Here is a 25,538-nt window from a genome sequence, read left to right as displayed (position 1 = left end):
AAGCTATTTTATTTATACGACCCCACCAAACCAGTTAATAAGTCCAGAAACGAGGCTTATTAGGTGTTCGATACAGGCTGTTTTCACAAACAACACAGCCCGGGTTTGTTGGATACGGAATCACTGTCGGAAAATCGAGTTTTGGAGATCCTTTTCCATTGATTCGGTCAACCAATAAATAGTTGACCGACAGCCCCACCGCACCAAAATACCCATACACTGGTTCTCCGGGCGTAGTGATGCACTTGATATTTCCCTGCACTGAAGAAGGCGCAACGTCGAATAAGCCACCCGTATTACCCGTCAACTGCTGAACACTTTTCCAGAACAAATAAGCCCGTTTGCTAAGGGCCTGCTGCTCTACTTCTATATAGTATCGACTCAGCGACGTAAACGGAACGTCGGCTATAAATTGACGACTAATGGCGTTCCCATTGATATTTACATCCGAGTTTATACTTACACAATTGTAACAACGGGTTATATCCCAGCAGTCTGTACAGCAGGAGATGCCGGTATAGTTGCTTCTGGCGGCCACAAACGTTTTCCGACAGGCCGTCGGCACTTCGTAATGCGTCCAGCTCCATTTGTAATAGTTGCCCAATGTATCAGGGTCTTTGGTATCGATGTATACGGACCAGGACTGGTTTTCAGGGGTCGTACCCGTAGCCGGTGTATAATTCGACTCCGAATATACCTTCTGGATAGGCGGAACAGCAGGCAATACTTCGGATTCGGACTCGTAGCGCTTCCCGGCTTTTGTCAGAATGGTTAGCTTATACCGTCTACCCGGCACCCCTCGAATGCCGTTGATACTACTCTGGTACACACCTCCCGGTGCTTGCTCTTTCAGTACCTCCTGGTTACCCAGGTTATCTGAAATGCTAACGGTAGCGGCTGCTTCCAGCAAATTAAGGCTTCTATTTGTATAATCGGAGGTGCGGGTAAGCCTGATCGTGTAAGGGCCCGGCTGATCCGTAATCTGACCATCGACGATCAACAGGGGCGATACACTAACGGCATTCGGTTGAAAAGGTGTTATGCAGCCTACCAGGCAAGCGGTTAGCCCGATCAGGAAAATGCCGTATTTTACCGACCGGCGTGTATTTTTTGTTTTTTCAGTTGTCATTAAAACTGCCACCAGCGTGGCTTATTAGGTGTTCGATAGAGACTGTTTTCGCAGGGAACGCAAGTTGAAGGCTGGGGTACCAAAACCGGAGGATCTAGATCCGGAACGCCCTGACCATTAATTCGGTCAACATAAATGTATTGTTCCGATAAGCCGGTAGCACCGAAATACCCATATACCCTTTCGGCAGGATTGCTTGTGCAGTGAATATTACCCCGAACAATTGACGGTGCGGCATCGAACAATCCACCCGTATTGCTGGTCAACTGCCGAACGCTTTTCCAGAAATCATAGGCCCCTTTACTGATTGCCTGCTGCTGCACTTCCAGGTAATACTTACTCTTGGATTTATACGGTACGCGGCTAATAAACTGCCGACTGATTGCCTGCCCGTTAATGTTCACATCCGAGCTGATGCTGATGCAGTTGTAACAGCGGGTTATATCCCAGCAATTCGTACAACACCCCAACCCGGTCAGGGAACCGTTGGCCAGTTCACGTTTGAAACAGACATCGGTGAACTCAAAGTGCGTCCATGTCCAGCGGTAATAATTGCCGGTTACTTCCGGGTCTTTCGTATCCAGATACACATCCCAACCCTGACTTTTTGCCGGGTTTAGCCCGCCGGACTCATTGGTATATTCATAATACAGTTTTAGAATCGGTGGCGCAGCGGGCAGCACTTCCACATCGGACTCGTACCGTTTGCCGGCCTTGGTTTGTATCGTGAGCTTGTAGCTACGCCCAACCACGCCCCGAAGACCGGTGGCATTGGTCTGGTAGGTTCCCCCCGGCGCTTGTTCTTTCAACGTTTCCTGATTACCCAGGTTATCCGAAATAGTCACCGTGGCGCCCGTTTCCAGCAGGTTCAGGCTCTTATATGAGTAGTCGGCGCTGCGGGTAAGTTTGATGCTGTAGGGCCCCGGCTGGTCGGTTACCTGTCCTTCTACAATCAGGGAAGGTGGTAGACTAACCGTATCCGGCTGAAATTCGGTCACGCACGAAACTACGAGCAGCATAAGCAGCACCCCCATGTATTTCCCTAATCTGAGTATGTCATTTCGTATTCCCATAAACGCAGGAGATTATCGTTATTGGCATCAGCCAGCGCAATCGAACCAACGGGCCAGACGACACTCACCGTTTGGGGCGGCTGGCGGCCTTTCCTCAGAATTTAAAATTGTAGGTCAGTGATGGGAAAGCGGTTCCAAAAATTGACAGCTTATACGCATCCGAGAGCGAAGCCGGACTCAACTTATAAAAGATCGAGTAGGCATTTTTATGGGCATACACGTTATAAATTGAGAAGACCCAGCTACTCTGATTCTTCTTTTTCTTGAGGGGGTTCTGCTCAAAAGTCATCGAAAAGTCGAGCCGGTGATAATCAGGTACGCGCTGCTGATTCCGGTCGAGGTAGATGGGAATGAGTACCCCGGCTACGCGGGCCACGGCGGAGGGTTGGGTGGTAGGACGCCCTGTGCTATAGGTAAAATTCAGCGACATACTAAACCAGGTTGTTGGGCGGTGGGTGGCCAGAATATTCAGCGTATGCGGCTTATCGTAATTGGCCGGATACGGATTACCGTTGTTCACCTGCTCAGCTACATAGGGGCTGTTCATCGTCAGAAATGTACGCGCATAGGTATAACTCATGAAGCCCGTCCAGCGGCCTTTGTTCTTTCGCAGCAATCCCTCAAAACCATAAGCCTGCCCGCTCCCCTGCACGATCTGCGTTTCAACGGCCTGCGCCAGTTGCAGCTCGGCCCCATCGCGGTAGTCGATGGCGTTGTTTAACGTTTTGTAATACACTTCGCCTGATGCTTCAAGGGCGTTATCGGTGGTGTTGGTGAAGTACCCCAGCGACCACTGATCGGCAATAACGGGCTTGGTATACATGTCGCTCAGGTGCCAGCGCGACGTGGGCAAAGCCGCTGTCGTGTTTGTTACCTGCTGAATATATTGTCGCAATCGGCTATACCCCGCTTTGATGGCCTTCCCGTCGCCCACCGTCCAGCGTATAGCCAGGCGGGGTTCCAGGCCGCCCGCTGAGTGATAAACATTCCCGGCTTCGTAGGTTTTTGTCGACGTAACCGCTTCATCTTCTTTAGGACCGTTTTCCTGATAAGTACGAACGGCGGCAGGTCCCCGGTTCAGCAAGGCCGAATAGCGTAACCCGGCAATGATGGCCACATTCGTATTCAGTTTCCATTCGTCCTGAATGTAAGCCGCCAGTTCATAGGCCCGTTCGCGGGCGAGGTCAACGGGCAACACGTTGGAGTACGGTCCCGGTATCCGTGTATTTGGCTGTATCAAGTAGTCAATAGCGCTGACTCCCACCTGCCATTGATGCACTTCACTAGGTGTAAAGGTCAGATCGGATTTAACCTGCCGATGCAAGACCCCCGACTTCAGCTGAAACGCGTTGGCCGAATCGGGCGCCGAAAGATCAGCCTGGTAGCGGCTGAAAATAACGGACGAAGCCAGATTCACCTGTTTGCTCATGAAGTAGTTCCAGCGCAGCACGGCGTTCATGGTCTGGTAGTTGAACTTCGTCGATGAAGCATTGATCTCCTGACCAGATAGCGAGTCGGATGCCAGTTTGAAGACGTCGGTGCTCAAATAGCCGGTAAGCGTTATGGTATTCTTTTCGTTGGGCTGGTATTTGAGCTTCGATGTCAGATCATAAAAATTGGCCTGTGTACCTTTCAGATTCGGCGGAGCCAGCTTAAAGAGAAAGTCGTTGAACGACGCGCGGGCGGCCAGTAGAAAGGATAATTTGTTTTTAATAATGGGCCCCTCAATACCTAGGCGGCTCGAAATAATGCCGATTCCGCCATTGACCCCCCATTTCTGGGCGTCGGGCTCTTTAATTTTCACATCCAGCACCGACGACGCCCGCCCGCCAAACGCAGCGGCCACTCCACCCCGGTTCAACGTAACATCGCGTACGACATCGGGGTTAAAAACCGAGAAAAAGCCCATCAGATGGCTCGAATTGAATACCGGCGCTTCATCGAACAGGATCAGATTCTGATCGGCACTGCCCCCCCGGACGTTGAAGCCGGGGGCTCCTTCGCCCACGGTTGTCACCCCCGGCAGAAGGAGCAGCGACCGCAGCACATCGACCTCACCCATCAGGGGCGGAATCCGCCGAATGCTGCGAATGGTTAGTTGAGAAACGCCAATTTCGACTTTACGAACGTTACGATCGGGCGACTCGCTGGTCACGACCACTTCTTCGAGGTCTTTGGCATCATCTTCCATCGTAACCTCACGGAAGAGCGTACTTTGCAGGGAAATGGTATCCTGTTTGGCACGATAGCCTACGTGTGAAAAGCGAAGAACAAAATCCCCGACGGGTAATTGTATCGTGTAGAAACCATCTTTAGCCGTCACGTACCCCTTCGATACGTTTAGCACGACAATATTAACGCCCTGAATCGGCTTACCCGTTTTTGCATCCCGCACATAACCCGTTGCAGAAAACGTAACCGGGTTGGCTCCGGAATTTGTTCGTTGTTGGGCAACAGCCCCGTTGAGTACACAAAGGGAAAATAGCAGTAAAAGTGGAAAACGCATAGAGACGGGTTTAGGGCGTGCGGAAAGGGGTAGTTATGAAACTGAAAGATAATGATTTAAGGAGAGACGGCGACGTATTTACCCTATTTCCTATATTCATTAACCAACAATTAATCCCTCTTTATCCCAATTCCCTGCATTCACCTGCGTATCTCCGCCCGTCGTCGCTCCAAATACGCCGTCATTTCGGCTAAGGTTAGCGCATTGAAGGTCATGGCTTTGGTTAATCCGCCTTTGCGGCCGATGGCTACTCCGTAGTGCATGTCAAGCAAACCGGCAAAATCATGGGCGTCGGGGTTAATACTCAGCATGACGCCCTGCTGCATGGCGTATTCGATCCAGTGCCAGTCGATATCGAGCCGATACGGACTGGCGTTGATTTCGATGATGACCTTATGCTCCGCACAGGCGTCGATGATAGCCCGGTGGTCGATGGGATAACCTTCGCGGGCAAGGAGCAACCGCCCCGTTGGATGTCCCAGAATAGTCGTATACGGATTCTCAATGGCCCGAAGCAACCGGTTCGTTGCCTTCTCCTGCGTCATGGTCAGTGTCTGGTGAACCGAGGCCACGACATAATCGAACGTCGCCAGTGTCTCATCGTCGTAATCCAGGGAACCATCGCCCAGAATATCCGACTCAATACCTTTGAAAATACGAAAATCAGCCCCGAACGTTTTATTGATTTCGTCAATTTCCAGCTGCTGCTGACGAACGCGCTCAGCATCCAGTCCACCCGCGTACGAAGCGGTTTTGGAGTGGTCGGCAATACCAAAATACGTCAGTCCCAGCTTCTGGCAGTAGGCGGCCATATCTGCCACCGACTGCTTCCCATCCGACCAGGTGCTATGGTTATGCAGCGTTCCCTTCAGATCGTCCCAGGTGACAAGTTCTTCAGGTTTATAGCGACTGGCCCAGCGAAACGCAAAGTCATCCTCGCGCATTTCGGGCACGATATACGGCAAACCAGCTTTTTCGTAGATAGCTGTTTCAACTTGCGTTACATCGGCAGAATTGGTTGATTCGGGCAAAACACCGGCATAGGCGACTTGCAATAACGGAACGCCCCCATTCCCGGCTTGTTTCAAATGCGCTTCGGTGGCCGTTTGAATAAACAACTGCCGACTCAGTTGTTCGGCGGGATAAAACAGCAGTTCCACCAGCACGTCGAAACCGGTCAGGTGCCCGCGCCACGCAAACGGCGATGATTCACGAACATCCTGCACCAGATTATCAAAACCATTCAGCGTCAGCATGGCCGAAACCGGATCGCTGGTTTGAATGAGCAGTTGAATTCCATCGACTTCCTGCGCTTTCCGTCGTACCTGACCGCTAATTTCTACCCGCTCAAAATGGGCACTCAATTGTTCCACGAGCCTATTGGCGATCATGGCCGCTTTGTCCATCCGAACTTTACCCTGCTGCTCCTGAAGGAATTCCAGAGCCGCCAGAATCTTCTCCTGCGTGCTGGCGCCAAAGCCTTTGATCTTCGCAATCTGACCGTTTTCGCCTGCCAACTGAAGGTCACGGAGGTTGGTAATACCCAACTCATGCCAGAGGGTCCGCACCTTCTTGACACCTAGTCCTTTTATGCGAAACATGTCCAGCACCCCCTGGGGTGTTTGGGCCAGTAATTCATCAAGTTCCGTCAGGCGACCCGTTTCGGCGATCTCGCGAATTTTCTGAGCAACAGATTTACCAACGCCCTGTAGCTTCACCAGTTCATCAACGGGCAAGTTAGCAAGGTCGGCAGTGGATTTATCGAGGTTAAACGCAGCTGTCTGGTAAGAGCGCGTCTTGAACGCATCGCGGTCGTGGAGTTCCATTAACCGGCCGGTGAGTTCGAGCAGGTCAACGATTTCAGAATTGGTCATGCTTAAGGGGGAATTCACTCCGCAAGTTAGGCAATTGGTCAGATTTCAGGGAAACGCGTTGGTTGGGTAGAGCATCTTTGTCAGGTCAATTCAAAACGACAATAAACCTTTAGCAAAGACGACGATGGAACCGAACCAGCATACACCCCAACGCGACCCTTATTTATGGAAACAAGCGAAAGCCCGTGTCGGTTTTCGGATTCACTTACAGGCCTATTTAATTATCAACGGCGGACTATGGCTTATCTGGGCCTTCAGTGCGTTTATTATCAATACCACGAGTGATCATGCCAATACTCTTTTTCCGTGGCCAGTTTTCCCGATGTTAGGCTGGGGTATCGGGCTGGTCTCCCACTACCTGGCCATTCATTACGGCAACGAACGGGACATGATCGAGCGCGAGTACCAGAAGCTGGTAAACCAATAGAACACAGACCTTTATGATTGTTATGATTTTTGAGGTTATCATTATTTATCATAACAATCTTAAAGATCTGTGTTCTATCAAATCTCATACCGCTACCGGCGCTTTGATGGCTGGATGCGGGTTGTAATTTTCGAGGGTGAAATCGGCGTAGGTAAAGTCGAACACCGAACGGACATCGGGGTTTAGCCGCATGGTTGGCAGGGGCCTGAAGTCGCGGGCGAGTTGGGTTTCTACCTGCTCCAGATGGTTCAGGTACAGGTGGGTATCGCCCCCCGTCCAGATGAATTCGTGAGCCTCCAGTCCGCACTCCTGCGCAATCATCATTGTCAACAGCGCGTAGCTGGCAATATTGAACGGAACCCCTAAAAACACATCGGCACTCCGCTGATAAAGCTGACAGGACAGCTTGTTATCGGCTACATAAAACTGCATCAACAGATGACAGGGTGGCAAGGCCATGCTGGGCACATCGGCGGGATTCCAGGCCGAAATGATGATCCTTCGCGAATCAGGCGTGTTTTTAAGTTGACGCAACACATCCTGCAGCTGGTCGATCACCTGCCCCTGCGGACCGGCCCAACTGCGCCACTGTTTGCCATATACCGGCCCTAAGTCGCCGTTTTCGTCGGCCCATTCGTCCCAGATCGAAACCCCGTTATCTTTCAGGTATTTGATATTGGTATCACCTTTAATGAACCACAGCAATTCATGAATAATTGACTTGGTATGGACTTTTTTAGTAGTCAGCAATGGAAACCCATCCTGTAAGTTGAAACGCATCTGATAGCCAAATACGCTGATGGTGCCGGTACCGGTTCGATCAGTTTTGCGGGTTCCGTTGGCCAGAATGTGGCGAAGCAGGTCGTGGTATTGTTGCATATGTATTAAGAGTGGGCATGCTGACTCACTGCGGGCTTAGTTTTTTTGGGCAGTGCTTTGTGTTGATCAGTGCTGACAAGAAAGATGATGGTATATACAAACAAAATAAACCCCATAACGAGTAAAAGGCTTATATAGCCCAGCAAATAAGCGCTTACAGAACGCAGCACAATACTCAATGGTCTTAGTTTACCTTTAAAGAGTTGCGTATGGGCAAAGGCATTATAGGCTAACGGTATTAGCATACTAACGCTCATGATGCCTGTCAATATGGTAGCCGAGTCGCCCAGTACCCAAAAAGCAAGAAGCATGACCAGGGAGAAAAACAAGCCAAAATTGGCCATAAATGTTTGGGCAACCAACATTTCGGGGTAGTTATATCCGCTTCGCCGAAACAGTCTCCAGCACCAGAAGGCGATGAATGGCACCATGAACAGGTCACCAAACTGCTGATTTTCATCGAGAACCTGAAAGTATTTAGTTAGAACTTCCTTTGCTTGACCTGACGAATCAGCTTTAGGCTCGGGATAGCTATATACCTGCTGGCTTGCTTTTAATAGGTCAACGTGCAGCACTTGCGACACAAACACATAAATAGCACCCAGCATCAGTAGTAAGGCCAGCGGTCGATAATGATTAATCCGCTTCCCGGCCAGAAACTCGCGGATCGTATACCCCGGCCGAACGAGGAGTTCGCGTAGGGTAAATAAGATACCCCGCTCGATGCCCCACATGCTCTCCGAAACTTCATGCCAGAGGTAGTACCAGTTGATACGACGTGTGTCAGCCTGTTGGCCACACTCTTTACAATACTGACCAGTGAGCGGGTGATCACAATTCAGACAGGCTGCCAGCTCGTCGGTTTGGGGTGTGTTCGAATCGACAATGGGAGAAGGAGTCATCAGTACGTTCTGCTTTTTTCAAAAATACTCATGATGTAAACACGAAACGGCACGAATCCAGAAAAATAAGATTCAGCTCATAAAAAAGCCTCGCGCTGATCATTTATAAGATCAGCGCGAGGCTTTTTTATGAATAGCCAGCGGTTACGCCTGCGCCTTTTTCATGCAGCAGGCATGAGTAGTACCCTTATCGCAGGATGTTTTCTCACAATTTGTCGTAGTCGCTTTTTTTGTTTTCTTCTCTTTGCGGATTTCACCGGCAAATGACATCGTTGTCAGGGTGGTCAGCAGGGCAAGACCCAGAATGGCTTTTTTCATGATACATGCAGTGATTAAGGTTCTTGACGCATTAACGCGCATGACCAGAATCTATGCAAAAACTACGCCATCTATGAAACAAACCTATAAAGTTTTCGATGCCTTGTAGGCTTACTTACGCCTGTATCTCAAATGAATAGGTAATGTCGACCGATGGGCGAAACTGTGCCGTTGCCGAACAGTATTTATCCATCGACAGATCAATCGCCCGTTTCACTTTATCCTCGTTCAGCTGGCCTTTTAGCAGGTAAGTAATGTGAATTTTTTTGAAAGGAGCGGGTATCGCGTCCTTTTCCCGCAAGCCATCCACCTTCAGACGAAAATCGTCAATGACCTGTTTCTGCTTTTTGAGAATCAGGATCACGTCGATGGCCGAGCAACCGGCCAGACCCATCAATAACATTTCCATGGGGCGAGCCCCGGCGTTATGCCCGCCAATATCGGTGGCCGCATCAATGTGCTGGGCTACGCCCGATTTTCCAATTGCTTCAAAATGAAACCCATCGTCGACGCGTACCAGTTCAACCTGCATGGTATTAAATTCCTGAGTGGTCTCAACCGGTTGTGTATCAAGCATTGTCTTTTTTGCGTTTAAAGTAAAGAATTCGTATTTTCACCTGCCCAAACGGCAGAAATCATGTCCGAGAAATTCACAGACGACCTTTTCGACCTTAAAAACGACCGGCGGCTCAGCATTTACCTGTATCGGGCAGGATTTGCGGCCTGGCTGCTGTACATCGTTTCGGGGGCAACCTTTATGCAGTCTGTGCGCATGTACCGAACAGATTTTGGGGTGTTCTCGTTCTTTTTGATGGTCATGGGTCTATCGGCTTCCATGATTTATGATTATTACCATCACCCTATGGAGTTCGCCCAAAAGAGAAAATGGCTGGCATTCAGCTATTTAGTCCTGGCCGGGCTGGTTTACTTCCTTATCCTGCATAACAAGCCCGTGTCGATACCGGCTTTCTTCGGGCAGGGTCTTTTCTAGTTCTTTCGCAGCATTTGCTTCTCATGTCTTATCTCATCGGTCGGCAGATACTGTCGAGCCGGTTCCTGTTTGTCTGAATAAACATTTTCGGGCACGCTGTACAGTAGCGTTCCGACTTCCGGCTCTTTCTGGTTTAGATTATTTCCCGATAAACCCGTACCAATTGAAAACCGGAAAAGCCCCCATTCAATGCTGATTAACGAATCCTTACAAGCTGCCGACCTTTCTGCTAAACTTAACCGCTTCTGGACACTCTCCGGCCAGAAAATACAACTCATTGACAACGAGTACGATGTAAGTAAAGGATCGCCCGTTTTTACCATTCAGGGAAAATACACCACGCGCGGCTGGACCGAGTGGACACAGGGCTTTCAGTTCGGATCTTCGATTCTACAGTTCGACGCCACCAACGAAACGGAATTTCTGGAAGCCGGCCGTCAGAAAACGTTGACGGTCATGGCTCCTCACATCAGCCATATCGGCGTTCACGACCACGGGTTTAATAATGTCAGCACCTACGGGAACCTGCTTCGATTAATGCGGGAAGGGCGAATAGACTTTAATGAATGGGAGAAAAACCTGTACGAACTAGCCCTCAAGATATCCGGCGCTGTACAGGCCAGCCGCTGGACGCCTATCAAAAACAGCCCGGATGGCGCAGCCGGTTTTATTAGCTCATTCAACGGTCCGCACTCGCTCTTTGTAGATACCATTCGTTCATGCCGGGCGCTGGTCCTGAGCCATTCGCTGGGCCATGTCTTTCAGGGCGAAGGTGATGTAAAAATCAACCTGCTCGACCGGGCGCTTCAGCACATAAAAGCCACCGCCGACTACTCGGTCTTTTATGGCGAAGGCCGCGATTCGTACGACATATGGGGCCGCACGGCGCACGAAAGCGTGTTTAACGTGCGAGACGGCAACTTCCGCTGTCCCAATTCACAACAGGGCTATTCGGGCTTTACTACCTGGACGCGCGGCCTGGCCTGGGCCATGTGCGGCTTCCCTGAACAACTCGAGTGGCTCGCCACCCGCGACGATGCCGAACTGGATGCGTTTGGCGGGCGGGCGCACATTGAAGCCTATATGCTTAAAGCCGCAACCGCCACCTGCGATTTCTACATTGACCATACACCAACCGACGGCATACCGTATTGGGACACAGGAGCGCCCAACCTGCACCGTCTGGGCGATTACCTCAACCGCCCCGCCGACCCTTACAATGACTTCGAACCGGTAGACAGCTCAGCCGCTGCCATAGGTGCGCAGGGGCTGCTTCGATTAGGAAAATACCTGACCGAAAAAGGGAACTCCGACTCTGGAAAACGGTATTATCAGGCGGGCCTAACGGTACTGAACACCTTGTTTGATGAGCCGTATCTAAGCACCGACCCAGCCCATCAGGGTTTACTGCTTCACTCCATTTATCATCAGCCTAATGGCTGGGATTATGTACCAGCAGGCAGCAAGATTGCCAATGGCGAGTCGAGCATGTGGGGCGACTACCACGCCCGCGAAGTGGCCCTCTACCTGCAACGAATTATCCGTAACGAACCTTACTACACATTCTTCAATCGGATCGCTGAACCCCAGAATGACTAACTGAAGGATAAATACCCGTTTTTACCGCAATGAGTGAAAAATACAAACCCGCCTACCCCCGCATGGCCCAGTTGAAAACGGCTGATGACCTGCGCAACTACCTGACAAAAAACGACATCGACCTGCCGTTCGACGATACCTTATTACCCCCGGCCGAAAGCCCGTTCAACCGGTCCATTTCCCTTAAGTCAGGGAAGACCATTGGCAACAGCCTTTGTATTTTACCTATGGAAGGCTGGGATGGCACCCTCGATGGCCGACCCACTGACTTCACCCGGAATCGGTGGAAGAAATTTGCCATTAGCGGAGCTAAGCTGCTTTTTGGCTGCGAAGCGGTGGCGGTCTGCCATTCCGGGAAGGCCAACCCGAACCAGTTGGTGATGAACGATGAAACATTCCCCGATTTTGTCGAACTGCGGCAGTTGCTCCTCGATGAGCATACCGCAGCGTTCGGCCAAACGGACGATTTAGTCATTGGCCTTCAACTCACGCACTCAGGGCGTTTTTGCAAACCGAAAAGCCACAAAGCGTTTGAATCAAAAATCCTATACAGCCACCCCTTTCTGAATAGTAAATTCGGTATGGAGGCCGATTACCCTACGCTGACAGATAATGAGATCGACCGGATCATCGAGCAGTACGTAGAAGCGGCTGTGCTGGCGCAGAAAGCCGGGTATGACTTTGTCGATATAAAACACTGCCACGGCTATCTGGGCCACGAATTTCTCAGCGCGGTTAGCCGTGAGGGACGTTACGGGGGTTCCTTTGAAAACCGTACGCGCTACTTGCGGAACATCGTTGCGGGTATTCGGGAAGCCGCTCCGGGGCTGGGCATTGGTATTCGCCTGAGTGCCTTCGATATGCTGCCGTTTAAGAAAGGACCGGCAGGGGCGGGAATCCCGGAATCCATGGAACAGTACCCGTTTGCCTTTGGCGGAAAAGAAAATGGCGTAGAGCTTGACCTGACAGAGACCAAAGCCTTTCTGGCGCTGGCCGAATCGCTCGGCATTCAGTTGGTGTGCATTACCGGGGGAAGTCCGTATTACAACCCTCACCTGATGCGGCCCGCCCTGTTCCCTCCTTCGGATGGCTACCTGCCACCGGAAGACCCGCTACTGGGTGTGAAGCGGCAAATCGACGTGACAAGTGAGTTAAAGCAGGCGTTCCCTGAACTGGTTTTTATTGGCTCGGGCTATTCGTACTTGCAGGAATGGCTGCCCAACGTAGCGCAGCAGGTATTGCAGAAAGGCATGGCCGATAGCGTAGGCTTTGGCCGGATGGTACTCTCCTACCCGACCATGCCCGCCGATATGCTGGCGGGCAAGTCGCTCGTCCGTAACCTCATCTGCCGCACCTTCTCGGACTGTACGACGGCTCCCCGGAATGGCCTGATTTCGGGCTGCTATCCGCTGGACACGCTCTACAAGAAAAGTCCCGAAGCCGAACAGTTGAAAGCCATCAAAGAAAGCCTGTAAACGATGAAACGCCGTCCGGTAGCATGTATAACAGGAGGTAGCCGTGGTATTGGCTACGGCATTGCCGAACAATTGGCCGATGCCGGATTCGATCTGGCCATCAATGGCGTCCGGCCGGAAGACGCCGTACGGGACGCTTTAGATGGGTTACGAAGTCGGGGAAGTGATGTGCTCTACTGCCCTGGCGATATTGCTTCGCGCGAGGCACGTGCTGAGATGATTGAGGCCATAAAAGGTCATTTCGGGCGATTGAACGTATTGGTGAACAATGCGGGCGTAGCACCCAAAGAACGGCGGGATATTCTGGAAGCCACCGAAGAAAGTTTTCAGTATGTGCTCTCTACGAACTTGCAGGGAGCTTACTTCCTGACCCAGGCAACCGCCAACTGGATGATTGCCCAACGCGCTGATCAGGTTGATTTCTGGGGCTGTATCATCAACGTATCATCCGTTTCAGCCACGGTGGCGTCGGTGAACCGTGGCGAATATTGCGTGGCGAAAGCGGGGCTGAGCATGACAACCCAACTTTTTGCCACCCGACTTGGTGAGCATAATATTCCCGTTTATGAAGTTCGGCCGGGTGTTATCAAAACAGACATGACGGCGGGGGTAACCGCCAAATACGATGCACTGATCGACAGTGGATTAACCGTACAAAAACGCTGGGGGCTGCCTAACGATGTGGGTCGCGCCGTTGCTTCCCTTGCCAAAGGTGATTTCCCATATTCCACGGGACAGGTCATTCTGGTCGATGGAGGATTGACGATACCGAGATTATAAACCCTTTCCTAAACCTGTTCTAAATCATGAATGAAAAACAAGTTTCCCGGCGGTTCGTCCTCAAGGCGGGGGCGGTCAGTTCACTAGCAGCAATCGGTATGCCGACGTTTGTTCCGGCGCGTGCGTTCGGTGCCAATGACCGGGTGCGCGTAGGCGTCATTGGCATCAACGGCCGTGGTAAAGACCACATTCAGGGCTTCTCTCGCCTGAAAGATGTGGAAGTCGCTACGCTCTGCGATGTCGACAGCAATGTACTCCAGGCAGGAGCTGCCGATTTCGAGAAGAAATACAACAAAAAAGTGAAGACCATAGCCGACCTCCGGCAGGTCTACGACGACAAAGACATCGACGTTGTGAGCATTGCCACCCCAAACCACTGGCACGCGCTGGCGGCTATCTGGGCGTGTCAGGCCGGTAAGGATGTGTACGTTGAGAAACCCGGCGCGCACAACCTTCGTGAGGGACGTAAACTGGTCGAAGCGGCCCATCATTACAACCGCATTGTGCAACATGGTGTGCAGTTACGGAGTTCGGTGGCGATTCAGGAGGCTATCAAACACCTGCGCGACGGGCTGATTGGTAAGGTGTATATGGCCAGAGGGCTGGTGTATAAGTGGCGTCCGGACATTGGCAATCAAGGGCCTTCTCCCGTTCCGGCCGAACTAAACTGGAACATGTGGCAGGGTCCGGCCCAGGCGAAAGAATTCAGTAAAAACTACGTCCACTATAACTGGCACTGGTTCTGGGATTATGGCAATGGCGACATCGGTAACCAGGGTATCCATGAAACCGACCTGTGTATGTGGGGATTGGACGTAGGCCTCCCCGAAGAGATCACCTCGGCGGGTGGTAAATTCCTCTGGAACGACTGCAAGGAAACCCCCGAAACCCTCACATCGGTGTATAAATATCCGTCGTCGGGCAAAGTGATTCAGTTTGAGGTTCGCCCCTGGATGACCAATAAGGAGGACGGTGTCGAAATCGGCAACATCTTCTACGGCGACAAAGGCTACATGGTCATTAACGGCTATTCGGATTATAAAACGTTCCTGGGTAAAGAACGGGCACCCGGCCCGGCCCGCAATGAAGGGGGCGATCACTACCTGAACTTCATCGAAGCCGTTCGGGCGAGGGATACCAAAAAACAGAACGGACCCGTCGAAACAGCACACCTTGCCTCGGGCATTGCGCACCTCGGCAACATCGCCTACCGCTTAGGACGCACCCTGCATTTCGACCCGAAGAACGAAGTATTCGTCGGCGACAAAGAAGCGAACCAAATGCTCACCCGTAAATACCGCGCGCCATTTGTGGTGCCGGAGAAGGTGTAGTACCGACATTTTCGATTGTCTTGCGGAGTGGCGGGTTCGTGGCCCCTCCACTCCGTAGCGCTTTTAAGTATTAATCCCGAAGGGATGACAGGATTATAGAAAAACGTATATCCATTTTTTTTAGAACCCTGAAAGGGTGACATTATTTTACCCTTCTTTTTATAATCCTGTCATCCCTTCGGGTTTTAGAGTGAACAGCACTGCGTTACCCCAAACGCTAATCGAAAACCATTTTGACACGAGGAAATCAAAGCTGTCTTATCCCGAGAGCTGTAGCGTGTCTTGACAAAAGTAAGCTTACGGGTACGATGCCTGCGCCTTAGTTTCTTTTTTCTACCACCGGAAACTGAGAAATCCGAAGGGTCGTACAGCCGTAAGGCACCAGTGTAATCTCCTCTTCTTTTGGGTTTGTTATCAGGCCATTGGTTATGCTGTAGGGAATAGGACCTGTCATTTCGTTATACAATTGCCAGGAAGGAATCTGTCTGGCTTTCAGCCGAATTTCGGTAGGCGCGTTGTCCAGATTCCAGGGGTAAGTCGTTACCCGATCTTTTTTTATCACCTTTACGGCCTGCTCCAGCTTTGCATCCGGTACATCGACCAGACCATAGTTCCAGGGAGTGGTAGGACGCACTTCAATATATTGATCACCGTATTGGATGGGGTCTTTTTCATTCTTGACAGTCGTCGACTCCTCGCCCATTTTCAGCGCGTACGTAAGGGGGCCACGCTCCACAGAAACCGAATTTTCGTACCACTGATTTTTAAAAACATGCATCGGTAGCGTCAATTCGACTACATCACCGGACGTCCATGAACGCGTTATCTGTACGACCTGATTGCCCGCCACATTCTTCCATAACCGGCCATTGATCAAAATATTTGCCTGTTTACACCAGGCCGGAATACGCAGGTGAAAAGGAAAGGCAACTGACTTAATCGTCTTATCCATCGTTAGCGTAAACCTGATCGTCTCATCGAAAGGGTAGTTGGTTTCTTCAATAACCTTCACTTCTTTGCCACCGCCTACGTACGCTTTCACTTCACTGGGCGAATACACCAGAGCTGCCAGACCTTTGTCGGCGGTAGCATACCATAAATTCTGGGTAAACTTGGGCCACCCCTGGTGCATGTTGGAGGTGCAGCAGGGATACCCCGTCAACAGGCCGATACACCCATCGGTACCGCCGTGATTCTGGTCAAAATTGCGAATATGTCGGGTAAGCATCACCTGATTGGCCTGTTGGAAATACTGTCGACCCATGAAATCATCGCTAACCTGGGCGGGTAAGGCATTGAACGCAATCTTCTCCAACTGATCTGCATAAGAAACGTTGCCGGTAATGTTCAGTATACTCTCCAGACTGAACATCATCTCTACAGCCGAGCACAACTCCGACCCTTGCGTTGGGTTGTTGCCATGCAGCGCTTCATCCCCACCATACAACCCATGCGCCATGCCGTTGTAACGACGAATGTCGGCAAAGCCTTTGTTGACAGCCTCCGGGTATTTTGAGTCGGCATGTTGCTGATAATAGATCAATGGCTCTTTTATACCCTGAGCAAGATTGACACAGTGAATGCTTCCCTGCTGCGAAAGCATGGTTGTCTTCAAAAACCCGTCGGTATAATTAAATGTCTGTTTGTGAATCAGATCAGCCAGTTTGAGCAGAAAAGCATCGCCGGTCTGGTTATACAGCCAATAAACGATCATAAGGTTGTCGCCACCCCGGTAGCGTGCCCAAAAGGTCCAGTGATCGAGTGGATGCGTGGGTAGCTGCTGAAGCTGGTACCTGAAGTAACGGGTCATCAGTTGAATAACCCGCTGATCGTTTGTTGCCGTGTAATACTGCTTTAGGATTTTCAGCACCACCATCTTGGGCCACCAGTCTTCACTATTATCGCGCTGGACGCCGGGTTCAGGTGTATAATTCTTTTGGGGTCCAAAATAACCGTTGGGCTGCTGGCTGTTAAGAGCCCACTCGATCCAGGGTTTTGTTTTAGCGATTAGTTCTTTATCATCCAGCAGATAGGCCAGCGGCAGGAGTCCATCAATCCAGTAAGGCCCCCGCTCCCATTGGTCACCATCGCCCCCCAGCCAGCCATTTCGCTTTCCCATCACCAGCGGATAGAGTTCGTCGAGATGGCCTGAGGCACCACTCTTCTGGCGTAAGAGCATTTCTTTCAGCCAGCCCTGTGCTTTAATGGCGCCAAGTGGCAACTCGATGTAAGGATTTGGGCGGAGCGGTTTCCGGTTATTCTGGTACAAACCTGGCGGAATATCTTTTTTTATAGCTGGCGTTTGAGCCGTTGTCTGAATAGCCAGGCTAAGGCATATGACAACCAAAACGTGTATACGCATACTGTAGGATTGCGGGCTGAGAACGATGACGGGTTACGGGTGCTTTTATCCCGAAGCTTACAGGGAATACGGGTTGTTTATTTCCCGCACGAAGAAAGTAAGCAAAAGCGTTCCCGTTTTCTGTCAAAGGCTATCGACTATCGCTTTATACTATGTTGATAAGCCATAGCTATGCATCAACAAGCATCCGTGGCAAACCGCTGTTTTGGGAGTTATTCGGATGTGATTAATCAACGACAGCCAGCCGCTTACAAATTCCGAATGTACTTCTGTCCACCCAGATAACGCATCTGTCGGGCAATTTGCCGGGTTCGGCGCTGGATGTAGTTTGATGGTTTTTTGATCGAAAACAACCGTGGGTTGGGCAGCACGGCGGCAATGCGAGCGGCTTCATCGCGCGAAAGTGATGAAGCCGAGTGCCCGTAATAGCGCTGCGAGGCAGCCTCTACACCAAACGTCATCGGGCCTGTTTCGGCCACATTCAGATACACTTCCAGTATGCGCTTTTTACCCCAGACCAGCTCGATCAGGGTGGTAAAATACACCTCCAGACCCTTTCGGATGTAGCTGCGGCCGTTCCAGAGAAATACGTTCTTGGCCACCTGCTGCGAAATGGTACTGGCTCCGCGTGGCCGCTTACGCGTTTGATTTTCTTTTATAGCGTCCTGGATCTCGTCGAAGTCAAACCCCCAGTGTGTGGGGAAAGCCTGATCTTCCGACGAAACGACGGCCAGCGCAGCTTCCTTGCTAATTTTCTCATAAGGCCGCCATTTTTTGTAAACATGACTGCTCTCATCAGTCCCAAACGTATCCACCCAGCGCGAAACAACCAGTGGCGTTACCCAAACCGGCACGTATTTTAACACGATCACAGAAACAATAGAGCCGAAGAAAAGCCACAGAAAAGCTTTCACCAAAAACCAGTACACACGCTCCAGCAACGGCCGTTCACGGATGAACCGACGCGCCTGCTGCCAACGACCTCCTCCCCCGCCCGACGACCTTTTGTCCGGGGATGGCTTACGCACGGCAGGTTGCGTCCGCTGCGTCGACGACTTCTCAGCCTTTGGTCGTGGAACAGGCGTGGGAGCTGGTGACGTGCGGAAAGTATTGACTGGACGTTGCGGGCGCTGTGGATTCATAGGGGAGTTGTCATACTGCGAAAATAACAGTCCATCAGAAGGAAACACATTTTTCTTCCGATTTAACAACTAAATTTCAAAAAAAGAGACACGGCTATTCTTCCACAAACAAGGTAGCGGCCACCCGGTCGGCAAAAAGCTTACCGGTTTGGGTCAGCAGCAGTCGATCCCCTTCTCTTGACAGCCAGCCCGTTGCATACATTTTACGGAGGTCACGCGCCTGTCTCTCAACGAAACTAGTCCTTAATAAGGTGTCAAGCTCTGTAAGCGAACAGCCCCATTTTGTCCGTAGGCCGGTTAATAAGTATTCATTTACCTGATCGGCTACGGTTAATAGCTCGATAGTGGCGGGTATTTCATCCTGTTTAACAGCGGCTGTATAACGAGCGTTATTAGCCAGGTTATACTGCCTCGAATGGCCATTATAGGAGTGAGCACTCGGGCCTATGCCCAGGTAAGGTCGCCGTTGCCAATAAGCACTGTTATGACGGGCATACTGATCCGGTTTAGCAAAATTCGAGATTTCGTAATGTTCGTAACCGGCTCCGGTCAGCGTTTGCACCAACTCGTCAAATTGATCGGCGGCAATAGCCTCATCGGCGGGTGGTAGTTTACCTTTTTTCTGCCATCGGCCAAAGGCCGTATCCGGCTCAATGGTCAGCGCATAGGCCGACAGATGGGGCACATCGAGGACCAGAATTTTTTGCAGATCCTGCTGCCATAGTATCCTATCCCGGTTGGGAATTCCATAGATCAGGTCAACGCTCATATTGTTGAAACCCGCTTCCCGTGCCATCAAGACACAGGTTTCGGCTTCGGAGGCCGAGTGCGCCCGATTCATCCAGCGCAAAGTCGCTTCATCGAAGGTCTGGATACCAATACTCAACCGGTTGACGTACCGGCGAAGTAATTGGAGCTTTTCCTGCTGTAAGTCATCAGGGTTAGCTTCGAGTGTAATTTCAGCCGTTGGCGTTACGGTGAAATGGGCATGAATCGTCGCAAAGATTTCCTCTAGCTCCCGTTCAGTCAATAACGAAGGAGTGCCTCCGCCCAGATAAATCGTTTCCAGCGGTTGGTTGGGCAGGTAGTCCTTTTGCAGCACTATTTCCTGGCAAATCGCATCAACTAAAGCTGACTTTTGCTCCAGATTGGTGCTGAAATGGAAATCACAGTAATGACAGGCCTGCTTACAAAACGGTATATGTAGATAGAGATGCATCTATCCTAATGACAACAAAGCAGTCCGTTGGGTTCAGTAATCGGTGAAGTTGTGCAACTGGCCAACAGTTGATCAACAGAATCCGGAAGACTAAAGATGGGGGCGTTCAATCCGGGCACTTCTTGCAGCGTTTCCCCTTTTTATATTTTTTGCAGCACTTTTTCAAAATGCACTCATTACCCAAAAAAGGGTTGGTTTGCAGGAGCGTTTTGGCATTGTTCAGGGCAACCGAACATTCTTGGTTATTAAAGTCAATAGTCATTCACAAGCGTTGTTTACGTATGTAAAATTACACTTGTTTAGAATTAATACAAATTAAAATTAGAACGAAACACGAGTTGTACGGATAAGACGGGTAAGTACGGCTAAAATCTGTCTTAATCCGGTATATCCGTACAGTTCGTGTTTCTATCATTTTTAATGGAATATCTCTCCGGTCAGATACAACTGCACTTGTCCGGATATATCTACCCGAGCCGGGGTTTCACCATTGTCATTCAGCTTACAGCGCAGATACCCACCCCGTTTTGATAACTGGCGGGCGGTAAGCTCCGTTTTGCCAAGCTTATCAGCCCAGTAAGGCACCAGGGTCGTGTGCGCCGACCCTGTTACCGGGTCTTCATCGATACCGGATTGCGGACCGAAAAACCTTGATACAAAATCGACGGCATCGCCATCGGCGTTACCCGGTGCCGTTACAATAACGCCCCGTGCGGGTACACTGCTCATTTCCCTAAAATCAGGAGTCAGCGCTTCAATTTGCGCCTGCGTTTCATACACCAGCAAATAGTCCGTTTTGCCTTTAAAAATAGCCACCGGTTTCTCATTCATACTCGACAACAGAGCTGGTGGCTGTACGTTGGCTTTTTGCACCACGTCGGCCGGAAAGTCGAGCGTTAACCAGCCGTTTTCTCCCCGGCACACTTTCAGCGGACCACTGCGGGAATTAAAATAAACATGCTCTGTTTCCAACGGGCCGTTTTCCAGGTAAAAGACCACATAGCCCGTAGCCAGCGTAGCGTGACCACACAGATCTACCTCTACCGTGGGCGTAAACCACCGAATATGATAGGTATCCTGTTGATCGGTTTTAACATAAAAAGCGGTTTCGGCGAGATTATTCTCGGCCGCAATCCGCTGCATTTGTTCATCCGGCAACCACGCATCAAGAGGAACAACGGCGGCCGGATTTCCCGCAAACAACTTGTCGGTGAAGGCATCAAGTTGGTAAATTTTCATAGGTTTTTTCGAGTGCACAAGGCACGGTTTAGGAATTACTATAGACTACTCTTTGGCCAGAAAGTCATCAAAAATAACGGATGAAAATGCGGTTAAAGAGGGGATTTTGCGGTCGGCAATCGCAAATTTCGGATCGTTGTATTCAAATTCGGCAGGTACCGCTACCGTATGCATACCAGCTGCGTAGGCCGACTTCAATCCGTTTCCGGAGTCCTCAAAGGTGATACAGGAAGCGGGCTGCACACCGAGTTTCCGGGCGGTGCCTAAATAAACGTCCGGTGCCGGTTTATTCCGGGCTTCCAGCGTGGCCGAGTGCCAGAGCGTTAGTAAATCCCGAATACCTAACCGATCGACAACCACTTCGATCAGGCTCATTGGCGAAGCAGAAGCAATAGCGGTTGGAATACCCCGATCAGCAAAAAAACGCAGCGCTTCGATGGCACCGGGCATCGGCTCGGCCAGATTGGCGATTCGTTCATGAACGCCGTCGGTAATGGCATCGGCCAGATCCTGATGCGTACGACCGGCCGCGGCCTCCTGTGTCCAGCTCGCGCGGGTATACCAGTATTGAATTACGTCCGGGATTGGCAGCCCGGTGGTCAGTTTACACTCATCGTCGGTTAGGTGCAGGCCAACGGTGGCAAATACAACTCGTTCCATAGCACGCCAGTGGGGTTCAGAATCCACCAGCAGCCCATCCATATCAAATATTGCTGCGTTTATCAAAATTAATTCATGTTAGGTTCACACGTATTTAATCAACGGGCATGCTCCGTTTGTTTAAAACGGGTCGTGTCGCTGACTTCCAGTGTATCATCATCTACCACCGTCGTATCGACGGGGATGGTTACTGTTTTTGTTTCTGTAGGCTGCCCACAGGCCGACAGGCTCCCGATCAGGAGGAGCGCAACACCCAGCGGGCAAAAAAAACGATGAGGAAGTGTACTCTTTTTCACGAGCACGTTGTCGCGTAACAGGTCATACATCGGCCTGACGAAATGGCTTCGCATCCACTTTATCCCAAACACCCTGCACGATATACGGGTCTGATTTGAGATACTCCTGAAGTTGTTCTTCCGTTTCCATTTCGAGAAGAAGCATCGACCCGATCATGGTCCCTTCAGGATTGAGGAGCGCCCCGCCCAGTATGAACTGTCCCTTTTCTTTTAATTGACGGACATAAGCAAAATGATCAGGGCGAGCGGTCATACGCCGGGCGAGTGCATCGGCATCGGTATGATCGTGAGCATGTATAACGTACTTCATCGAATGGATTGTAAGTTGGTTAAGCAAGATACCATCTTTCCCTGTCCAGCCAATACTACTTTACTGGATTTTGGGTAAAATAAGCAATGGTCGACCTGTTCTTTCATACAGCTAAACCCTCTCGACGTGCGTTTTGATAAACCGGATCAAACGACTGCTGATACCGCTTAGCGGGTACCGGCAGACAGATGTAGCCTTGCCATACCGAAGGATAAAGTCCATCGTGAAATCACTCAGACGAAAAATCTCAGCCTATGTATCCACCTGTTCTGGAGCCACCTGTTCATCGTTTAATAAAACCATCAGGTCAATGTCGGATGCCTCATCGTAGTCGCCACGGGCGTAGGAACGATAGTGCCCAACCGGTCGCCGTACAGGGCCGGTAAAGCTGCATTAAACTTCCGAACGATGGGTTCGATGGGCGGATTAATGCGCGTTTTCATGTCGAAAAGTAAGTCTTTCGGCGTTTTCTTCCTAATTTCCGGTTTTGGCTCATTCTCTCACTTCATTCGTCAATGCATCGTCTCTTTACTTTGCTCGCGCTGTTAATCAGTGCATCCCTTTTTGCGCAGTCTACCCCGCCGAAACCGACAACGCTTACCGTCGAAACTATTATGCAGGACCCGAAGATCTGGATAGGTACCTCCCCTTCCAATCCCTTCTGGTCCGACGACTCCAAAACCCTCTATTTTAGCTGGAACCCCGACCGTACCCTTGGGGATTCCCTCTATAAAGTCACATTTACCACGACGCCCGTTCGGGCTGGCCGGGCCAAAACGCTGACAGCCTCGTCACCCGTAAAAGTGAGCCCAGCGGAACGCCGGGCGTTGCCCACGCCCCCGGTTTCGGCCTTCAACGTCGCCTACACCCAACGGGTATTCGACCGGCAGGGCGACCTGTTTTTACTCGATCTGAAATCAGGAGCCGTCAGGCAACTGACCAATACCAGCGAAACGGAAATGGACCCCGTTTTTTCGGGCGATCAAAAGCAGGTTATTTTCCGGAGAAGCGGCTCCAACTTATTCAGCATCGACCTGAAAACCGGCGAACTCACCCAACTCACCGACTTCAAAGCAGGCACAAAAAAAGCCGAGGCCAAACTAACGGATGAAGAGAAATTTCTGAAACAGGACCAGCTTCGCCTGTCGTCGGTACTGAAAGAACGGAAAGAAAAAAAGGACGAAGCCGAGCGCATTAACAAAGCCGATCAGCCCAAACGAGCCAAAGAGATTTACCTGGATGATAAAACGGTTATCGGTCCAACGCTAAGCCCCGACGGCCGCTTCATCACCTACCGACTCACCAAACGCCCCACCAATGCCAAAACGGCGCAGGTGCCCAACTACATAACCGAATCGGGCTACACGGAGGAGATTCCGGCTCGGACAAAAGTAGGCGCTCCCGTTGCCAGCCAGGAGTTTTATGTGTATGACATCGCAAAAGACACCGTTCGGACGGTTTCGGTAAAGGACATTCCGGGGATCACAGACAAGCCTGCTTATCTCCAGTCGGCCAAAACAACCAAGGCCGATACAGCCAAAAAAGTACGTCCGGTTTCCATTAGCAACCCCGTTTGGTCGGAGGACGGCAAATTGTGTGTGGTAGTGGTTCGGTCGCTGGACAACAAAGATCGTTGGATCATGCGGCTTCAGCCCGAAACGCTGAAGCTATCCCTACTCGACCGCCAGCACGAAGATACATGGATTGGTGGCCCCGGCATTGGCTCGACCAACTCGCCGGGCAGCATGGGTTTCCTGGGCGATAATCAAACGCTGTGGTTTCAATCGGAGGCCGATGGTTACTCGCACATCTACACCGTCAATGTGCTCAACGGCGAGAAGAAGCAACTCACGTCGGGTAAGTTCGAGGTGCAGCAGGTGCAGGTGTCAAAAGATAAAAAATACTTTTATCTGCAAACAAACGAAGTTCATCCCGGCGAGCAGCATTTTTACCGGATGTCGACAACCGGAGGAGAACGGACTCGCCTGACCACCATGACCGGGGCCAATGATGTGACCCTCTCGCCCGATGAAACCCGGATGGCCATTCGGTACTCTTCAACCAACCAGCCGTGGGAGTTGTATGTGACGGATCTTGGCCAGCCCACCAGCGATGCGAAGACAGCGAAAACAGCACTTACCGGAACGGCTATTAAATTGACAAATTCCCTCTCCGACGCCTTCAAAGCTTACCCCTGGCGGGAGCCCTCCCTCGTCACTATTCCGGCCCGGGATGGCCAGTTGATTTACGCCCGGTTATACAAACCCGCCACTCCGAACGGAAAGTCAGTGGTTTTTGTACATGGTGCCGGTTACTTACAGAACGCCCACAAATGGTGGAGCCAGTATTTCCGGGAATACATGTTCCATAATCTGCTGGTCGACAAAGGGTATACGGTGCTCGACATCGATTACCGGGCAAGTGCCGGGTATGGCCGCGACTGGCGTACGGGCATCTATCGGTTTATGGGCGGAAAAGATTTAGAAGATCATGTCGACGCGGCTAAATGGCTGGTTCAAACGCAGGGGGTTGACGCCAAGCGGATTGGCATTTATGGTGGTTCTTACGGTGGCTTTATAACCCTGATGGCCATGTTCACGACACCCGACGTCTTCAAAGCAGGAGCCGCTCTCCGACCCGTAACCGATTGGGCCGCCTATAACCATCCGTACACGGCCAATATCCTGAACGAACCCCAAACCGATTCGCTGGCCTATCGTCGTTCGTCACCCATAAATTTTGCCGAAGGACTGAAAGGCCATCTCCTCATTTGCCACGGCATGGTCGATGTAAACGTTCATTTTCAGGACGCCGTCCGGTTAGCCCAGCGACTCATCGAACTCAAAAAAGAGAATTGGGAGCTAGCCCCCTACCCTGTCGAGGACCACGGGTTTGTGGAGCCGACAAGCTGGATGGATGAATATAAGCGAATCTTGAAGCTCTTTGATGAGCGATTATAGATAGGGTTGTTACACCGAGAGGCCCGGAGGTTAAAGGCGATACACAAAAATTCTGCGTATCGCCTT

Annotated in this window: 23 protein-coding genes and 1 pseudogene; 7 read left to right on the top strand and 17 right to left on the bottom strand. The window is 51.0% G+C overall.

Annotated elements, in window-relative coordinates; translation table 11 throughout:
• Window positions 1-34 precede the first annotated feature (34 nt).
• The 4 genes from ACYVK4_RS11780 to ACYVK4_RS11765 all read right to left on the bottom strand — a co-directional run bounded on the left by ACYVK4_RS11780 (window position 35) and on the right by ACYVK4_RS11765 (window position 6,582).
• Complete coding sequence (locus ACYVK4_RS11780; RefSeq protein ID WP_461127711.1) at window positions 35-1,129, bottom strand: DUF4249 domain-containing protein; 1,095 nt, start codon at window positions 1,127-1,129, stop codon at window positions 35-37.
• Entirely contained in the window at window positions 1,129-2,202 is a 1,074-nt protein-coding gene (locus tag ACYVK4_RS11775) for a DUF4249 domain-containing protein (protein ID WP_461127710.1), read from the bottom strand. The genes ACYVK4_RS11780 and ACYVK4_RS11775 overlap by 1 nt, the downstream gene beginning before the upstream one ends.
• A 94-nt stretch (window positions 2,203-2,296) precedes the next feature.
• Window positions 2,297-4,708, bottom strand: a complete 2,412-nt coding sequence (locus ACYVK4_RS11770; RefSeq protein WP_461127709.1) for a TonB-dependent receptor — start codon at window positions 4,706-4,708, stop codon at window positions 2,297-2,299.
• Between the two features lie 140 nt (window positions 4,709-4,848).
• Window positions 4,849-6,582 carry a helix-hairpin-helix domain-containing protein gene (locus ACYVK4_RS11765; protein WP_461127708.1) on the bottom strand — a complete coding sequence of 578 codons (1,734 nt, stop codon included), beginning with the start codon at window positions 6,580-6,582 and terminating at the stop codon, window positions 4,849-4,851.
• Window positions 6,583-6,706: 124 nt separating this feature from the next.
• Between ACYVK4_RS11765 and ACYVK4_RS11760 the strand changes: the two genes are divergently transcribed.
• A complete protein-coding gene (locus ACYVK4_RS11760; protein WP_461127707.1) occupies window positions 6,707-7,009 on the top strand; it encodes a 2TM domain-containing protein in 303 nt (100 codons plus the stop codon).
• An 84-nt stretch (window positions 7,010-7,093) separates the two neighbouring features.
• Here the strand turns inward: ACYVK4_RS11760 and ACYVK4_RS11755 are convergent, their stop codons facing one another.
• From ACYVK4_RS11755 to ACYVK4_RS11740, 4 genes are all read right to left on the bottom strand, one after another.
• Window positions 7,094-7,888 (bottom strand): thymidylate synthase, encoded by a 795-nt coding sequence (locus ACYVK4_RS11755; protein ID WP_461127706.1) that lies wholly within the window; start codon window positions 7,886-7,888, stop codon window positions 7,094-7,096.
• A 5-nt stretch (window positions 7,889-7,893) separates the two neighbouring features.
• The gene (locus tag ACYVK4_RS11750) at window positions 7,894-8,790 is read right to left on the bottom strand and encodes a DUF3667 domain-containing protein (RefSeq protein ID WP_461127705.1); all 897 of its coding nucleotides are present in this window, start codon (window positions 8,788-8,790) and stop codon (window positions 7,894-7,896) included.
• 144 nt (window positions 8,791-8,934) lie between these two features.
• Window positions 8,935-9,108 (bottom strand): hypothetical protein, encoded by a 174-nt coding sequence (locus ACYVK4_RS11745; protein ID WP_461127704.1) that lies wholly within the window; start codon window positions 9,106-9,108, stop codon window positions 8,935-8,937.
• A 115-nt stretch (window positions 9,109-9,223) separates the two neighbouring features.
• A complete protein-coding gene (locus ACYVK4_RS11740) occupies window positions 9,224-9,685 on the bottom strand; it encodes an OsmC family protein (RefSeq protein ID WP_461127703.1) in 462 nt (153 codons plus the stop codon).
• 60 nt (window positions 9,686-9,745) lie between these two features.
• Between ACYVK4_RS11740 and ACYVK4_RS11735 the strand changes: the two genes are divergently transcribed.
• From ACYVK4_RS11735 to ACYVK4_RS11715, 5 genes are all read left to right on the top strand, one after another.
• Complete coding sequence (locus tag ACYVK4_RS11735; protein WP_461127702.1) at window positions 9,746-10,099, top strand: hypothetical protein; 354 nt, start codon at window positions 9,746-9,748, stop codon at window positions 10,097-10,099.
• Window positions 10,100-10,288: 189 nt separating this feature from the next.
• Window positions 10,289-11,698, top strand: coding sequence for a glycosyl hydrolase (locus ACYVK4_RS11730; RefSeq protein ID WP_461127701.1), 1,410 nt, complete (start codon window positions 10,289-10,291; stop codon window positions 11,696-11,698).
• A gap of 29 nt (window positions 11,699-11,727) precedes the next feature.
• Window positions 11,728-13,173 (top strand): oxidoreductase, encoded by a 1,446-nt coding sequence (locus ACYVK4_RS11725; protein WP_461127700.1) that lies wholly within the window; start codon window positions 11,728-11,730, stop codon window positions 13,171-13,173.
• A 3-nt stretch (window positions 13,174-13,176) separates the two neighbouring features.
• The gene (locus ACYVK4_RS11720; RefSeq protein WP_461127699.1) at window positions 13,177-13,953 is read left to right on the top strand and encodes a 3-ketoacyl-ACP reductase; all 777 of its coding nucleotides are present in this window, start codon (window positions 13,177-13,179) and stop codon (window positions 13,951-13,953) included.
• 26 nt (window positions 13,954-13,979) lie between these two features.
• Window positions 13,980-15,284, top strand: coding sequence for a Gfo/Idh/MocA family protein (locus tag ACYVK4_RS11715; RefSeq protein ID WP_461127698.1), 1,305 nt, complete (start codon window positions 13,980-13,982; stop codon window positions 15,282-15,284).
• A gap of 319 nt (window positions 15,285-15,603) precedes the next feature.
• Here the strand turns inward: ACYVK4_RS11715 and ACYVK4_RS11710 are convergent, their stop codons facing one another.
• The 9 genes and pseudogenes from ACYVK4_RS11710 to ACYVK4_RS11670 all read right to left on the bottom strand — a co-directional run bounded on the left by ACYVK4_RS11710 (window position 15,604) and on the right by ACYVK4_RS11670 (window position 22,955).
• Window positions 15,604-17,646: a beta-L-arabinofuranosidase domain-containing protein gene (locus tag ACYVK4_RS11710; RefSeq protein WP_461127697.1), complete on the bottom strand. Its 2,043-nt coding sequence runs from the start codon at window positions 17,644-17,646 to the stop codon at window positions 15,604-15,606.
• Between the two features lie 248 nt (window positions 17,647-17,894).
• Window positions 17,895-18,788 (bottom strand): monofunctional biosynthetic peptidoglycan transglycosylase, encoded by an 894-nt coding sequence (gene mtgA / locus ACYVK4_RS11705; RefSeq protein ID WP_461127696.1) that lies wholly within the window; start codon window positions 18,786-18,788, stop codon window positions 17,895-17,897.
• A gap of 94 nt (window positions 18,789-18,882) precedes the next feature.
• Window positions 18,883-20,007 carry a radical SAM family heme chaperone HemW gene (hemW, locus tag ACYVK4_RS11700; RefSeq protein ID WP_461127695.1) on the bottom strand — a complete coding sequence of 375 codons (1,125 nt, stop codon included), beginning with the start codon at window positions 20,005-20,007 and terminating at the stop codon, window positions 18,883-18,885.
• Window positions 20,008-20,424: 417 nt separating this feature from the next.
• Window positions 20,425-21,246 (bottom strand): PhzF family phenazine biosynthesis protein, encoded by an 822-nt coding sequence (locus tag ACYVK4_RS11695; protein ID WP_461127694.1) that lies wholly within the window; start codon window positions 21,244-21,246, stop codon window positions 20,425-20,427.
• Between the two features lie 45 nt (window positions 21,247-21,291).
• Complete coding sequence (hxpB, locus tag ACYVK4_RS11690) at window positions 21,292-21,972, bottom strand: hexitol phosphatase HxpB (protein WP_461127693.1); 681 nt, start codon at window positions 21,970-21,972, stop codon at window positions 21,292-21,294.
• A gap of 32 nt (window positions 21,973-22,004) precedes the next feature.
• Window positions 22,005-22,232 (bottom strand): hypothetical protein, encoded by a 228-nt coding sequence (locus tag ACYVK4_RS11685; protein ID WP_461127692.1) that lies wholly within the window; start codon window positions 22,230-22,232, stop codon window positions 22,005-22,007.
• A complete protein-coding gene (locus ACYVK4_RS11680; RefSeq protein WP_461127691.1) occupies window positions 22,225-22,512 on the bottom strand; it encodes a YciI family protein in 288 nt (95 codons plus the stop codon). The genes ACYVK4_RS11685 and ACYVK4_RS11680 overlap by 8 nt, the downstream gene beginning before the upstream one ends.
• A 252-nt stretch (window positions 22,513-22,764) precedes the next feature.
• Window positions 22,765-22,830: pseudogene (locus ACYVK4_RS11675) on the bottom strand (hypothetical protein); the annotation flags it as partial.
• Entirely contained in the window at window positions 22,815-22,955 is a 141-nt protein-coding gene (locus tag ACYVK4_RS11670; RefSeq protein ID WP_461127690.1) for a hypothetical protein, read from the bottom strand. The pseudogene ACYVK4_RS11675 and the gene ACYVK4_RS11670, both read right to left, overlap by 16 nt.
• 72 nt (window positions 22,956-23,027) lie before the next feature.
• On the opposite strand from ACYVK4_RS11670, the gene ACYVK4_RS11665 reads away from it, so the two are divergent.
• A complete protein-coding gene (locus ACYVK4_RS11665; protein WP_461127689.1) occupies window positions 23,028-25,472 on the top strand; it encodes a prolyl oligopeptidase family serine peptidase in 2,445 nt (814 codons plus the stop codon).
• Window positions 25,473-25,538: the final 66 nt, after the last annotated feature.

Source organism: Spirosoma aerophilum (assembly GCF_054782495.1).
Note: the sequence above shows the minus strand (reverse complement) of the source record. Positions and strands in the feature narration are given on the sequence as shown.

Coding starts and splice junctions, on each gene's coding strand:
- ACYVK4_RS11780 (WP_461127711.1), bottom strand. CDS start 1,129: ATGACAACTGAAAAAACAAAAAATACACGCCGGTCGGTAAAATACGGC.
- ACYVK4_RS11775 (WP_461127710.1), bottom strand. CDS start 2,202: ATGGGAATACGAAATGACATACTCAGATTAGGGAAATACATGGGGGTG.
- ACYVK4_RS11770 (WP_461127709.1), bottom strand. CDS start 4,708: ATGCGTTTTCCACTTTTACTGCTATTTTCCCTTTGTGTACTCAACGGG.
- ACYVK4_RS11765 (WP_461127708.1), bottom strand. CDS start 6,582: ATGACCAATTCTGAAATCGTTGACCTGCTCGAACTCACCGGCCGGTTA.
- ACYVK4_RS11760 (WP_461127707.1), top strand. CDS start 6,707: ATGGAACCGAACCAGCATACACCCCAACGCGACCCTTATTTATGGAAA.
- ACYVK4_RS11755 (WP_461127706.1), bottom strand. CDS start 7,888: ATGCAACAATACCACGACCTGCTTCGCCACATTCTGGCCAACGGAACC.
- ACYVK4_RS11750 (WP_461127705.1), bottom strand. CDS start 8,790: ATGACTCCTTCTCCCATTGTCGATTCGAACACACCCCAAACCGACGAG.
- ACYVK4_RS11745 (WP_461127704.1), bottom strand. CDS start 9,108: ATGAAAAAAGCCATTCTGGGTCTTGCCCTGCTGACCACCCTGACAACG.
- ACYVK4_RS11740 (WP_461127703.1), bottom strand. CDS start 9,685: ATGCTTGATACACAACCGGTTGAGACCACTCAGGAATTTAATACCATG.
- ACYVK4_RS11735 (WP_461127702.1), top strand. CDS start 9,746: ATGTCCGAGAAATTCACAGACGACCTTTTCGACCTTAAAAACGACCGG.
- ACYVK4_RS11730 (WP_461127701.1), top strand. CDS start 10,289: ATGCTGATTAACGAATCCTTACAAGCTGCCGACCTTTCTGCTAAACTT.
- ACYVK4_RS11725 (WP_461127700.1), top strand. CDS start 11,728: ATGAGTGAAAAATACAAACCCGCCTACCCCCGCATGGCCCAGTTGAAA.
- ACYVK4_RS11720 (WP_461127699.1), top strand. CDS start 13,177: ATGAAACGCCGTCCGGTAGCATGTATAACAGGAGGTAGCCGTGGTATT.
- ACYVK4_RS11715 (WP_461127698.1), top strand. CDS start 13,980: ATGAATGAAAAACAAGTTTCCCGGCGGTTCGTCCTCAAGGCGGGGGCG.
- ACYVK4_RS11710 (WP_461127697.1), bottom strand. CDS start 17,646: ATGCGTATACACGTTTTGGTTGTCATATGCCTTAGCCTGGCTATTCAG.
- mtgA (WP_461127696.1), bottom strand. CDS start 18,788: ATGAATCCACAGCGCCCGCAACGTCCAGTCAATACTTTCCGCACGTCA.
- hemW (WP_461127695.1), bottom strand. CDS start 20,007: ATGCATCTCTATCTACATATACCGTTTTGTAAGCAGGCCTGTCATTAC.
- ACYVK4_RS11695 (WP_461127694.1), bottom strand. CDS start 21,246: ATGAAAATTTACCAACTTGATGCCTTCACCGACAAGTTGTTTGCGGGA.
- ACYVK4_RS11685 (WP_461127692.1), bottom strand. CDS start 22,232: ATGTATGACCTGTTACGCGACAACGTGCTCGTGAAAAAGAGTACACTT.
- ACYVK4_RS11680 (WP_461127691.1), bottom strand. CDS start 22,512: ATGAAGTACGTTATACATGCTCACGATCATACCGATGCCGATGCACTC.
- ACYVK4_RS11670 (WP_461127690.1), bottom strand. CDS start 22,955: ATGAAAACGCGCATTAATCCGCCCATCGAACCCATCGTTCGGAAGTTT.
- ACYVK4_RS11665 (WP_461127689.1), top strand. CDS start 23,028: ATGCATCGTCTCTTTACTTTGCTCGCGCTGTTAATCAGTGCATCCCTT.